The sequence below is a fragment of the Xenorhabdus bharatensis genome, from assembly GCF_037996705.1.
Lineage (GTDB): Bacteria > Pseudomonadota > Gammaproteobacteria > Enterobacterales > Enterobacteriaceae > Xenorhabdus > Xenorhabdus bharatensis.
Genome location: NZ_JBBMXG010000010.1, coordinates 155,820 through 167,947, shown reverse-complemented (window position 1 = coordinate 167,947; position 12,128 = coordinate 155,820). Strand labels below are relative to the sequence as shown.

General features: G+C 50.6%; 17 protein-coding genes. 7 read left to right on the top strand and 10 right to left on the bottom strand.

All coding sequences use genetic code 11. The annotated features are described in order from the left end of the window. The first annotated feature begins 6 nt into the window (after window positions 1-6). The 6 genes from AAC855_RS11650 to AAC855_RS11625 all read left to right on the top strand — a co-directional run bounded on the left by AAC855_RS11650 (window position 7) and on the right by AAC855_RS11625 (window position 3,472). Entirely contained in the window at window positions 7-387 is a 381-nt protein-coding gene (locus tag AAC855_RS11650) for an SMI1/KNR4 family protein (RefSeq protein ID WP_340609768.1), read from the top strand. 174 nt (window positions 388-561) lie between these two features. Beyond that, window positions 562-894: a hypothetical protein gene (locus AAC855_RS11645; protein WP_340609766.1), complete on the top strand. Its 333-nt coding sequence runs from the start codon at window positions 562-564 to the stop codon at window positions 892-894. 6 nt (window positions 895-900) lie between these two features. Then, window positions 901-1,251, top strand: a complete 351-nt coding sequence (locus AAC855_RS11640) for an RHS repeat domain-containing protein (protein ID WP_340609764.1) — start codon at window positions 901-903, stop codon at window positions 1,249-1,251. A gap of 193 nt (window positions 1,252-1,444) precedes the next feature. After that, the gene (locus tag AAC855_RS11635) at window positions 1,445-2,071 is read left to right on the top strand and encodes an RHS repeat domain-containing protein (RefSeq protein WP_340609762.1); all 627 of its coding nucleotides are present in this window, start codon (window positions 1,445-1,447) and stop codon (window positions 2,069-2,071) included. 106 nt (window positions 2,072-2,177) lie between these two features. Then, window positions 2,178-2,531, top strand: a complete 354-nt coding sequence (locus AAC855_RS11630) for a hypothetical protein (RefSeq protein WP_340609761.1) — start codon at window positions 2,178-2,180, stop codon at window positions 2,529-2,531. Between the two features lie 152 nt (window positions 2,532-2,683). After that, window positions 2,684-3,472, top strand: coding sequence for a hypothetical protein (locus AAC855_RS11625; protein ID WP_340609759.1), 789 nt, complete (start codon window positions 2,684-2,686; stop codon window positions 3,470-3,472). A 62-nt stretch (window positions 3,473-3,534) separates the two neighbouring features. On the opposite strand, the gene AAC855_RS11620 is transcribed toward AAC855_RS11625, so the two are convergent. The 10 genes from AAC855_RS11620 to AAC855_RS11575 all read right to left on the bottom strand — a co-directional run bounded on the left by AAC855_RS11620 (window position 3,535) and on the right by AAC855_RS11575 (window position 11,283). Next, window positions 3,535-6,297 carry a conjugative transfer ATPase gene (locus AAC855_RS11620; RefSeq protein WP_340609757.1) on the bottom strand — a complete coding sequence of 921 codons (2,763 nt, stop codon included), beginning with the start codon at window positions 6,295-6,297 and terminating at the stop codon, window positions 3,535-3,537. Then, window positions 6,297-6,698, bottom strand: coding sequence for a TIGR03751 family conjugal transfer lipoprotein (locus AAC855_RS11615; RefSeq protein WP_340609755.1), 402 nt, complete (start codon window positions 6,696-6,698; stop codon window positions 6,297-6,299). Before AAC855_RS11615 ends, AAC855_RS11620 begins: the two co-directional genes overlap by 1 nt. Then, entirely contained in the window at window positions 6,686-7,036 is a 351-nt protein-coding gene (locus AAC855_RS11610) for a hypothetical protein (RefSeq protein ID WP_340609754.1), read from the bottom strand. Before AAC855_RS11610 ends, AAC855_RS11615 begins: the two co-directional genes overlap by 13 nt. Beyond that, window positions 7,036-8,448, bottom strand: a complete 1,413-nt coding sequence (locus AAC855_RS11605) for a TIGR03752 family integrating conjugative element protein (RefSeq protein WP_340609752.1) — start codon at window positions 8,446-8,448, stop codon at window positions 7,036-7,038. Before AAC855_RS11605 ends, AAC855_RS11610 begins: the two co-directional genes overlap by 1 nt. Then, window positions 8,438-9,271, bottom strand: a complete 834-nt coding sequence (locus AAC855_RS11600) for a TIGR03749 family integrating conjugative element protein (protein ID WP_340609750.1) — start codon at window positions 9,269-9,271, stop codon at window positions 8,438-8,440. Before AAC855_RS11600 ends, AAC855_RS11605 begins: the two co-directional genes overlap by 11 nt. After that, a complete protein-coding gene (locus AAC855_RS11595; RefSeq protein WP_340609749.1) occupies window positions 9,268-9,924 on the bottom strand; it encodes a PFL_4703 family integrating conjugative element protein in 657 nt (218 codons plus the stop codon). Before AAC855_RS11595 ends, AAC855_RS11600 begins: the two co-directional genes overlap by 4 nt. After that, on the bottom strand, window positions 9,924-10,298 hold the full coding sequence (locus tag AAC855_RS11590) for a TIGR03750 family conjugal transfer protein (RefSeq protein ID WP_340609747.1): 375 nt from the start codon (window positions 10,296-10,298) through the stop codon (window positions 9,924-9,926). Before AAC855_RS11590 ends, AAC855_RS11595 begins: the two co-directional genes overlap by 1 nt. Window positions 10,299-10,308: 10 nt before the next feature. After that, window positions 10,309-10,641: a TIGR03745 family integrating conjugative element membrane protein gene (locus tag AAC855_RS11585; protein ID WP_340609810.1), complete on the bottom strand. Its 333-nt coding sequence runs from the start codon at window positions 10,639-10,641 to the stop codon at window positions 10,309-10,311. Window positions 10,642-10,720: 79 nt separating this feature from the next. Further along, window positions 10,721-10,957 (bottom strand): TIGR03758 family integrating conjugative element protein, encoded by a 237-nt coding sequence (locus tag AAC855_RS11580; RefSeq protein ID WP_340609745.1) that lies wholly within the window; start codon window positions 10,955-10,957, stop codon window positions 10,721-10,723. After that, window positions 10,954-11,283 carry an integrative conjugative element protein, RAQPRD family gene (locus AAC855_RS11575; protein WP_228860276.1) on the bottom strand — a complete coding sequence of 110 codons (330 nt, stop codon included), beginning with the start codon at window positions 11,281-11,283 and terminating at the stop codon, window positions 10,954-10,956. Before AAC855_RS11575 ends, AAC855_RS11580 begins: the two co-directional genes overlap by 4 nt. Before the next feature lie 146 nt (window positions 11,284-11,429). On the opposite strand from AAC855_RS11575, the gene AAC855_RS11570 reads away from it, so the two are divergent. Continuing rightward, a complete protein-coding gene (locus AAC855_RS11570; protein ID WP_340609743.1) occupies window positions 11,430-12,122 on the top strand; it encodes a DUF5710 domain-containing protein in 693 nt (230 codons plus the stop codon). Window positions 12,123-12,128: the final 6 nt, after the last annotated feature.

The window sequence follows — 12,128 nt, the reverse complement described above, 5'->3', positions numbered from 1 at the left end:
AATTTTATGAATAAAGAAGATGTTTTAGAAAGATTAGATTTTATTGAAAAAGAAATGGATATTAAATTTCCTAATTACTATAGGAAATTTTTGTCCGAGGAAATTCAAGATAAGCCTTATATTGAGATAACCGGAAAAGAACAAGAGAATATCTACGTTTATAATTTCGACTATGTCCTTGAAAGGAATAAAACATATGCTATTCAGGATGTTGAGAGTAATTATTTTTTAATTGGTCAAGATGGTGATCTTGGTTATTTTATTTATGTAGAAAAAGGTAAGGAAAGTGATGTTATTTACAGCCTAGACTTGGGGGCTTTAGGTAGCGTAGATATGGAGGAAGATGGGGATAAGGAAGCTGATAATATTTATAATTTAGGAATATAAATATCTAGAAATCAGCCAAGATAATGAATGAAATCTATCTTGGCTGAATAGGTTATATCAAATGAATATGTGAAGGAAGTAACTCAATATTCTGCCTGATAATCCCCAATCAGTTTCCGCATCCGTAGCTTAATCTCACTGAACTGTTCTTGTTGGCGTTCATACTGTTGCCGAATGGTACGGGTATCCGGCGATGAAGGGCACCAAACATGGAAATTGGGTGCGTTGCGTGACCGTCACGGTAATACCGTAGATTTCCATTACAGTGAACAGCTCCAATTGTTCAAGGTCACGCACAGTGATGGGCCTGAGCTGGTGCTGTTATATCGTGAATATGGGCTACTGCAAGAAATTCGCCGGAGCGATAATGGCCTCAATGAGGTGATGGCACGGTATGGTTACCATGATAATGGCTGGCTCGCGGACGCGGACAGTTGTCAGCACTCGCATTTGTTTTATGAATATAACGAACAGGGGTTGATTAGCCGCTGGCATGACGGTGACTAGACGGCCGTGGATTACCGCTATGATGATCAGGGACGCTGTATCTATACCGTGGGCAGTGGGGGATATTACCCGGGTAATTACCCATCCCGTCGTTTTGACGGGCTGAACGAGATTGACGGGGAATGGCTGTACCAGAAAGACCACCGGTTACGCCAGCTCAGGCAGCATCTGTTTGAATACGATGATGCGGGTCGCATGACCGCCATGCAGTTGTGGCAGGAAGGCCATCGCCCACAACTGACCAAGTTCCGCTGGAACAGTCAGAATCAGCTTACCGGGCTACAAACCTCTGGCGGCCAGCAATGGGATTATCGCTACGATGCCTTCGGGCGACGCACCGAAAAAATCTGTGAATAAACCGGTATGCGCACCACTTATCTGTGGGACGGAGATGTGCCGGCCGAAATTCGCGTATACCGGCATCACAGGCTGTACAGTATCCGGCATCTGGTCTTTGACGTCTAGCAGTTGCTGGAGCAGCAAATCCAGTTCTTCACCCCCGACCCGGAAAATCGCAGTGAACTGATGGCGGGGGAAGTGCAAACACAATATGCTGTTATGTGCGCCGACAGGAGAACCCTTGGCACTGTTTGACCCGCAAGGCTACCGTGTCTGGCGGCAGCCACAACAGAGCCTGTACGGGATGCGGCTGAAAGCCGCAGGTGAAAATGCACAATACGATCCCGGTCAGCCATTGGCCAGCCAATGGCTGGATGAAGAGAGTGGTCTGGTTTATAATCGATACAGATATTTCTCGTCTGTTGCTGGTGTGTATCTGACGCCAGACCCCTTGGGATTGCTGGGAGGAAAAAATCCCTATGCTTACGTATCAAATCCAACGGGTTGGATCGACCCACTAGGATTAACACCTTGTTCTGCTTCTGGAATAAAAGACTGGGTCGTTGATGAATATGGAACATTGAGGGGATTAGTCAAAGGTAAGAATTTAGGCCTTGATGCTCACCATGCTGGCCAAAAAGCAATAATGAAAAACCTTGTGAAAAACTATGATCCAAATACTGGGCCAGCTATTTTAGTGCCAAAATCTGGACATACAATATCCAGAGGAGATTTAGGTGTTGTATCAAGAAGCACAAAAAACTCAAAAACGGGTGAGAAATTTACTAATGCTAGGGAATTGGTTGCTCGTGATATAAGAGAATTGAGGCGGAATTGAGGCGGGTTTATCCTGAAATACCGAATAAGGTACTTAAAGATCTTATTGATATGAATCAGAGAATGTCTCCAGAGGTCAGATTCAAATGTGTTGATAAGGTAATAAAATGAAAAATGATGAAAAAGTAGTAGAATCGATTTTTAATGAGCTGTTTGATGATAACTTTAAGAATTACAAGGATAATTTAACAAACTCATCAGACAGTAATCGAGTAGGAGTATATTCAAAAGCTAAGAGAGCATTATCAAAATTAGATAATGAAGATCAAGTGGCTATTTTTAATTTCTTTAAGGTAATAATGTCTGATACCGCATCAACTATCTTTGGAACTATTGATGGTTCTCATTTTCCTCCAAATATTGATGGCGACTTTACATTATTATATGAAAATGAAGAAATACAAGGTGGCTTACAAGATTTATTTATAGAAAAAGCTGAAGATAGAGATATTTATAATTAAAGTAATAAAGCCGGAAAGATCTGCGTGATCTTCCTGTTTTATTATCCTGAAAAACGTCCAAGTTATGTTAGCTCTATGGTAGTCCCTATCATATAAAGTTCATGACATACTCTTATAACCACAATCATACATTTTGAAAAGGACGACAATACATGATAAACCCAATGCAAAACACAATAACTTTCCCGGAAGGCTGGTTTCTTTTTATTAATGGTGAGATCCCCTTTTATTGCGATCATGGATGCACTGTCACCGATTTTGAGACGGCAGGAAATTTGATCGGTTATAACAAAAAAAACGGGATCTACTTCAAATTCGCCTATGAATCCTCTGAAATCAGCGGGTATGAACCTCCGCCGGGAACCTATGTTCTGACCATCAGAAAATACAATTACACCTACAATTCCGGTTATTATGGCCGCTGTGTTTATGCCGAAGTCAAGCAAACCCAATGTCCGGACGAGTTTAAAAATATCATGACGGATATGTTAAAAATGTCGGCGGAACAATCTACGTTTGAAGAAGTCAAACGGCCGAAACCACAGGGAGAATGTACACCTCAGTTACAGCAATGTATTCAGGATTTTTTTACCGGCGTCAAGAAAGATCGCACGGATGAAATCATGGCCTTAATCAGGTCCCCCGGGGATGAAGAAGAAGAAGATATTCTTTCTCTTCGTAAACTGTACTGTGGGAGCTATGAAAGTCCCTATCAGAGAGATGATTTAGTTAAAAATGAAATACATAAAAAAGTCGTCTCAGAGATCTACCGCTATTTTGACTCGCTCGATAAGACAAGAAAACTGGAAAATGGCCGGGATCTTTTTTCCTTTCTTTTCAGTTCAAAAAAATATGATATCAGTATCATTGTGCCTAAAAATGTGAGCTTATGTGATGTGTTTATGAATATGAGCTATCTTCAGGATGAAAAAATCATGTGATAAAGCATCTACCTTCCAGTGTGGCCTGTCTCCATAGAAATAGCAGGCCATGTTACCCACGTTTATACAGGATGGTCGGGATCAACCTGTAACCCCCGCGCCACATCCATCCTCCTTGCGACCAACACCGCCGCCTCCAGTTCACTGCACTGGTGTGCCCGCATTAACGCCCGCCGTTCGGCTTTTTCTTCTTTTTCCGTCATCCCCAGTGCCAGATACAGGCTCGGTGGCACAACCCGGAATAACGCTTCTATTTTTTTCGCCAGCACCACGCCTTCGGTATAACAACGCGGGAGTTTACTGGCAGAAAGCAGTACGGCTTTTTGTTCTTCATTGAGTTTCTTGAACCGGGCGATTTGCTCCACTTCATCCGGCGGCATGGTCAGACATAACCACCATTCGGCCATATTCAGCATCTTTTCAGCGGTATCCGGGTAGTCAGCGAGGTTTTGCGTGGCCAGCCACAACCAGGCGCCCAGTTTACGCCACATCTTGACGACTTTGGTCATATAGGGAGACAACAGCGGGTTGGTGGTGGTGATATGCCCTTCGTCTATCACCAGTTGCAGTTCCCTGTCCTGATACTGGTCGCGTTCGGCGAGGTTATTGACGGTGTTAATCAGTGACACCATCGCCAGTGCCATCTGGGCCGAGTAATTTTCACGGGCCAGTGTCCCCAAATCAATTAACGTCACATCCACTTCCGGCCACGGGGTGCCGGGTTGGTTGAATAGTTCGCCTTCAAAGCCCTGCGTAAACATTGACATGGCCCCGGCCATTTCATCGGCCCGTGCCCGGCGGTGTGCCGTAATTAACGGCTGGCCGTGTTCATCCTGCTGATGGTTGCGGGCAATGGCATACAGTGCATTCTGTAAATCCGAGGCCACCATCTGATGCCCTGCCTCATAGCTGGTCTGTGCGGCTAACATAATCGCTTCACGAATTAATCCGCGATCTGAACGGGTCAGACGTTCTTCTTCTTTTTTCTCACCGCCGGTGATCATCAGCCGAGCGGCAATTTCCATTTCCCCCAGAATATCACGCTGTTCATCGCCGTCTTCCTGTGTTTCATCCGTCTCCGGAATATCGGCTTCATTAATCCGTAATTGTTTGGGACTGAGTTTCAGTAACTGATGCGCATCAGCAAACAGGGCCAGACTGACGCCACAACCCGGTTTGATACCAATTTTATTCACCGTCAGCCCCAGACTTTCATAGTAATCAGCCAGCAAGCCAAAACTGTTGCCCGCTTCGACAATAAACAGACGCGGACGGTGGATCGCCATCAGTTGCACTAAGGAAGCACATAAGGTAGCCGATTTACCTGCGCCGGTCGGGCCGAACAAGAGCAAGTGAGCATTCTGGGTGCGATCCAGCTTGTTCATCGGATCAAAAGTCAGCGGTGCCCCACCGCGATTAAAGAAGCTGAAGCCCGGATGCCCGGTGCCGGTTGAGCGTCCGGTCACCGGCAGGAGTCCTGCCAGATGCTGAACCCACGTCAGGCGACTGTATCCGTGTTTTTTATCTTTCTGCGGATTAAAGCCCATCGGCAACGCCCGTAAATAAGCATTCAGCGGTGACACACTGAATTCGGGTCGCACAGGCTGTAAGCCAGCCATCAACAAGGTTGAGGAAAGCTGATGCACCCGCTGGTTCAGATTATCCAAACCCTGACCGCGCACCAGAAAAGTCAGTGCACTGCGGTACAGTTTATGCCGTCGTCCCAGTAATTCCTTCACGGCCTGTACATCCTGCCGGACGCGCAGCGATTCGGTATTTTCCCCTACGGCATTTTTTGCCAGTCGGGTGAAGCTTTCTTCCAGGGTATCCTGTGCCTGCGCCACAATGGTCAGCGTGACCACCGTGCCTTCCGGCATCATATCCATCAGCGCATTGATATGGTCTCCCCGTTTCACTTCCCCTGTCAGGGTGCCCGGCTCGGGTGGGCGCCGCAGGCGCTCAACCGGCACGGCTTTATGCGGCAAACCATCAAACCACCAGACGCCGTTCTCAGGATCCGATACTGGCGGGGTAAACCACAGGCTTTCGGCAAAGTCATTATTCACCGGGAGATCCGGTTGTGTGGGAGATTCATAACGCACTGCCCGGTAAAAATCGGCTTTGGCCATGCCCCAGTCCGGCGCCGGATTAAAATGACGCAGCAACCAGCTGTGGATCTGCCCGCCATCCTGCCGGGTTGCCACAATACCTGCTGATGCCAGTGAGGAAACCAGTCGTTCGCAGACCTGATTGAGTGCCGCCACCGACGATACCGTTTGGTGGTGTGCCTTCGATTTATGCGCAGGCAACCAGCGGTAAACCACCATACGCGTCTGGCGCTGCTGTCCTCGCCACGGTTGCCCGGTGATTAAGCTATCCTGAAATATTCCGTCAGGCTGGGCAATGCTGTTCAGGTGACGTGCTGATTCTGCCAGAAAAGCGTCAGTAAAGGCGGTCCCCTGCGCCCACGGTTTCACATAGTCCCGCAGGGTATTGAGATAATTGTCAGGATCATCGTCATCCTGACAAAAAAACTGCACTACCCACGGGGATATATCGTCCTCGTCCAGACTGTCCTGAATGGCATCTTCCAGTTGGTCGCGAATTTCAAGCAGCCGCTCGGCAGGGCGTCCTTCTGTAGCGATAGGTTCAATCTGATAGACGGCCCCCACAGACACACCATCATCCAGCAATAAACACTGCCCGTCTTCCAGATATTCCACCCAGGGCAGGTAGTCAATAATCGAGGGATTCGCCCGGTAAATCGCCACTTCATCCGTTTCACTCAGTTTGCCGGGACGGTGCAATGCCTTGGGATTATCCATTACCGAGCCTCCGTGCGCTCACCCGGCAGGGCATACTGCACCTGCTGATAAAACGGGAATACCGTGCTGTAGCCCGGTACCGGCGTCTTGCCCGCCACCAGATGCGGGTAGACATACATCACCATATCGGGATTGGGCAGGCGGGGAAACTGCTGGCTGATTTCATGCTCTGCCGAACGGCTGTAATGGTTGGGTTCTTCTGACGCCCTGTGACGTTCAGCCGGGGTTAATGCCCGGTGCAGGGTTTGTCTGGCCTGTGCTACGCTCTGCCCCGCTTTGTTTCCCTGCCACATGGCCAGTACCGTCTGTTCGCCGGCCGGAAGCAACACGTCTTTCGAGGTTGAACAGCCGGCCAGCAACCCTGTCAGACCGAACACGATAGCGTAGGTTATTTTTCGCATCCCTGAGCCTCCGGGCTACTAATCAGGGTAAACGTGGCAAATTCCGGGTGTACCGCCAGTTCCGATAAAGTAAACGGCAAGCGCTCCCAGTGTTCAGCCTCGCTGTTGCCTGCAAGCATTGATTGCCACTGAAATTCGGTCAGCCGAAAAACGGTAAAATCCCCGTCATTCAGCCGTCGGCATTCATGGCCGCTGGCGAGAGTCAATTGACTGCCTTGGGTACGGGCGGGTTGCCAGTCAAGCTGAACCGGAGTGGATTCAGCCTGTGGCGTTATATGAGTTTGCAGACAATAAGGCGGGCTGGCACTAAACAGCCATGGAGAAGATGTCGTTTCCATTAATCTAAGGCTTCCTGATGATGACGTTGAGCTGATCCACTAAAACCGTAACGCACCTTACGGCCTGTTGTTTCATAATCAATCGCCAGACTTTGTGTGATATGCACCACTAACTTTGCACCGGGCGGCACATAAACCGCATCGAAGGTCTGGCTGTAACGCTGCCTGAGCCATTCGCTCATCTCATTCATGCCCCCGGCCACCGCTTTGCCAAGTGCCGCCTGTCCCGCATTCCCGGTTAACGCGGACGTGATGCCGCCGGCACCGTTGGTTTGCGCGGTTTGCTGGCTCTCGTTCAGGGCATTGCCGGCGGAATTCATGGCGGACAGGGCAAATAGGGTCGGCAGATAGGTACTGGCGTTGGATTTACGCTCACCGCTGATGCAGGGAATGCCGTTTTCATCAGACAACCAGCCGATACCCTGTTGATTCTGTCCGCTGCCCGGCAAAGTACGCACGGTGCCATCCTGAAACACAAAGGTGATGGAATTGACCTGACCGCGTACGCAGGACAGTGTCCAGTCACCACTGGCGGAACCGGACACCACCGCGCCTTCCACCTCCGGCAGTTCGATACCGTTAGCGGTCAGGTTGTCTTTGCCGATAAGAATTTTAAACGGATAAGGGTCAGTGACCGTACCATTGACCGGTACCCGGCCTAACAACGCGGTCATGGCCTGACTGCCCACCAGAGTGGCATTCTCCGGCAGGGTGTAGACCGGTTTTTCGTTGTCGGCCTGAGCCGATGGAACTTGTGGATGATTTTTTACAGTGGTCGGTTGTTCGCTTAAAAAAGAGGTGGGAAACTGAGTCGCCGTTTTTCCATTGCCCATCGCTTGCCTGTCGGGAACTTTTTCATCGGCCGGAGTAACCCAGATAAGTTCATCCTGTCCTCTGATAGTGCCGGCAGAATATGAACTCCCTGCCAGCCCGCTACCCAGTGGTATCTGATTATCCGGTATCGGCAACGGCGTTGAATTTAAGCGCTCGGTGAGCAAATCAATCTGGGCCAGCAATCCCTGCTGTTCGTCCTGTAACGTGCGCTGGCGCTGTTCATCGTCCTGCCGGATAGTAGCAACCGCAGCCTCTATCTGACCGGCAACATCCTGATTTTGTCCTTTTAACTGGTCATTTTCTTTTCGCATCGCGGCATTCTGCTGGTCTAAGCGTTTCTGCTCTGCCCGCACGGCATTGAGCGTCCCGACCAACGTGCGCAGGGTATCTTCCGGCGTATCCCCGCCGACCCCCAGTGCCTGTAACTCTTCCGGAGAGAGGGTCGCCAGCGCATGATTCTGCGGTTTATCCGGCACGCTATTCTCTGTTGAGCTGCAACTCCTGATACCAATAAACCCACCAATCACCAATACGGTTGGCACCAGTATTTTCACCAGACTGTTGGATTTAATCTGCATCACGGCCTCCCGGTTTTACCGAGACCGGCTCAGGGATTAAGGCGTTATCCGGCTGCCCTTTGGTAATAAGATAGAGTACCGTGGTATCTTCGGGTGTTCCGGCTTTTCCCAGCCAGCGATGCTGGAAGGTGGCGGTGACGAACTGTCCCTGTAAGGCGCGTGGGTCAAGCGAGATAATACGTTTGGCGGTATTGCGCAGTTTCAGGGCCATCACGGTGTGATGATGCAGTCGCCAGCCGGCCAGCGGGGTCACTTCAACCGGCTCTGACGGGTAGAGTGTGGTGATGGAGGCGGGCAGATGCAGGTTCACCGGCTGAATGCCGCTGACCGGCTCAACCGTACGCAGGGGCGCATACAGTTGCTGCGCCGCATAGCGGGTTAACAGCACGGGAATGGGCGTAGACAATGATGGTTTGCTCTGTGAGTGCGGTTTATCTTTTGAACCGATTGATTTTTCAGCCGGGTAAATAATACGCACGGGTTCGCTGGCATCGGTTTTGCCGGCGGTCACATCCAGTAAGATAATTTCGCCATTCTCACTGTCCTGCAATTGCAGCCGGGTTGACGGGAACGCGCTGCTGGCTTTCAGGTAAACTGCCCCGCCGGTGCTCTGCACCCGTAATTTATCATTCAGTGAGGGCGGAAAACCGACACGGACATTCCGGTCCGCAAAAATAATCCGCTCCTGACCAACCTGAAGCGTAACCGGTAACGGAATACGCTCCCATGTCAGCAGCTCATCAGCTTTTGCGCCAACGCAGAACAGCAGGAAGCTGACCAGCCCCAGCCCGACACCGCGCCAGTCAAATACATCTCTTCTCATTGAAATACGCCTTTTTTCTCTTCCGCTGGCGGTGGCAGCGCTTCCAGCCTCTGTGGCATTCCGTCGTAGCAATCCAGTGCCAGACCAAAAGGATTACGCTCCGCATCGCCTTCCCAGCGCACCACCTTCAGCGGATAGCGCACCAGTGCCCGTTTGACCGGTTCGGCGTGATAATATTCATCCGCCACCAAATCCAGCCGCACCACCCAGTTATCGCGGTCACGTACCGTCACACTGCGCGTCTCATAGCCCCGGCCGGGCACTTCATACACCACGCGCACCCGGTCGAGCAGTTCACCGCTGTCAGCCCGGGTTCGGGCATCCTCGCGCAGAAAATCCTGACAGGCCGGCGTCAGATACGGCGATAAGGCTTCAATTTTCGCCGGATAATCCTGTGCCCCGTTTTTCGGCCAGGCATGCAGTTGCTGGAAAATATAAAAGGCAAAGCTGTAGACACTGGGAGCGGGTACTTCCCACCACGCCCGGGTGCTTCCACTGCGTAAATCCGGCGGATTATGAATAGTCAGATTGCGTGGGGATGCCATCCAACCCAGCAGACTTATCAGCAGCACCCCCACCAGAATACCGCACGCCACCCGCAGGGTCAGAATATGCTGGTCCCGGTTTCTGACCGCATGACGAAAACGACTCATCACACGCCTCTCCTGTTGCGGTGCGCTGGCCTGCTGCGGCGTAGTGACCAGCCCTGTGCCGCGATAATCAAGGTCGGGTCACCCAGCCCTAACCGGCGTTTTTTCTCGGCCAGTTTCTGCCAGAGATAATTTTCCGGTTTGCCCCGTTTTAAGGTGGCAAGCCAGCGCCCGCCAACACTCAGCAGTAACAACGGCATCATCAGCATGCCGGTCGGCAGCATCACCCAACCGGCAAACGGAATGAAGGGAAGGCTGACCACCAGACCAAGGGCCAGCCCCACGATGGCGGCCAGCCCCATCTCCGGCGTGGTGAAGCCGCGGAATACGACAGGTTCAGCGTTTAAGCGATCGGGTAAAAAGGGGATCGTCTGCATCCGCGGCACCTTAAAAAATAATATTGGCCGATTTCGCCAACAGCCAGATCACTGCAACCAGCAACACAATACCGACCACAATAATCGAGCCGAACTGGGTCCATGTGGCTTTGCCGTCACGCACTTCGGAGAAGGTTTCCACCGCCGCCGAGGCCACTTTAAAGAATGCGACCGCCGAGAGGATAAGCCCGCCAATCACAATGCCATCCTGCGCATACCCTTTTACCTGCCCCATTAATCCGCCACGGCCCCCACTTGAGGGCGGTTCAATCGAAGGCAAATCGGCCCAGGCAGACTCACAGGAAACACCGAGCAGCAACAGAAAAGTGCTGATCCGGGTCATCAGGTTTGTGCTGAACTGACGGCAGGTGGTAAAAATGTGTTTCATAGTGATTCAGTTCCTTTTTGTTATGTTCATTGATTCAACTGGCAAACATCCAGACAGCCACGACCAGCAATACTGTGGTTCGAAGAGCAAACTGGCTGAGGGTCTGATTACGCACTTTTTCATTCGCCCAGCCGTTCCAGACCTCCACCGCCGCCCAAGCCGCCCACAGAAACAACGTGGCCAGAAAAAAGCCGACACACACCAGATATAAAAAAGTGACATCAAAGTGTCCTGAAGCCGCTTCAAAGGCATGGCGTTGGACAGGGGTCATTGCGGATGTTCCTGACGGTAATCACCGATGATTGACGTCGGATCGCGGGGTTGCTCGCGGGAAGGACTCAGGTAGTGATCGATACCGGCTTTGAGGGTATTGAGATCCGCCCTGATACGGGAATAATCAAACTCATAACGAGGATGTTCTGACGTGTCAGACTGCTTTTCGGCGATGTTTGCGCGTTCCAGTGCCATCTGAACCTGATCAATCAGACGTTTGGCACTGGCCAGCTCATCTTTCTCAGCCGCATAAGCCAGTGGCATACACAATACAGTCAATCCCAGCAAACAGACAGAACCGGATATCGAAAAGCAACAACGCATAAAGACTCCCCTCATCATAGACTCCGAGTGCGAGGATGCGGTGTTTTCTAAATCAGATCAGTAATAAACTCTTTATGCTTTGATGAAAATTAGCTAAATAGTCTGACTAATTTATTTGATTAATGATTTCACAATGAAGGAATAATATGCTGCGGATTGATTTACATGTCCCTGATGATGAGTATGAGACAGTGCGAAAGCTGGGCGCACACTGGGATGCGGCCGCCCAAATCTGGTATATCGATGGCAGTTTTGACCCTGAGCCGTTTATGCAGTGGCTGCCATTTTACAATGTGCATGCGGAATACTGGTATCTCGCCCAAACCCGGATACCCTGTCCGCACTGTCATGAACCCACCACCGTCACTGCCTTTATGTTGCCTGCCGGACACCAATTACTGGAAGCAGAGAAGGATGAGGAACCCGACACGGAAGTGGACTACACCGAACAGGACAGACCGGCATTTGTGTTTTATCTCGTCGATATCCCGTCTATCGTGCGTAATGTGCTACCCGGTTTTCACCACACCCTGCGCAAAGCCATCAGCCAACAGTTACACCAACAGCACTGGATAAACCACTGCGAACACTGTGATGCACAGCAGGACGATACCGAACTGTTTGCCGACATCGGTGGCGCGTTTTTTCCGGCCTCCAAAGAACAGGCGGCGGCTATTCAGCTGCACCGAATCGATAAGCCATTCGTAGTGTATTGTGAAGATACTTCGCACGAACATTACTGTTTCGATCCAAAGGGAAGCAACCGGGCCTGTCAGGCCTGTGACTGGTTTGAATGCATGACGCAAGTCGTAAATGTGCCTTCAAAATATCAGCATTAACCGGAA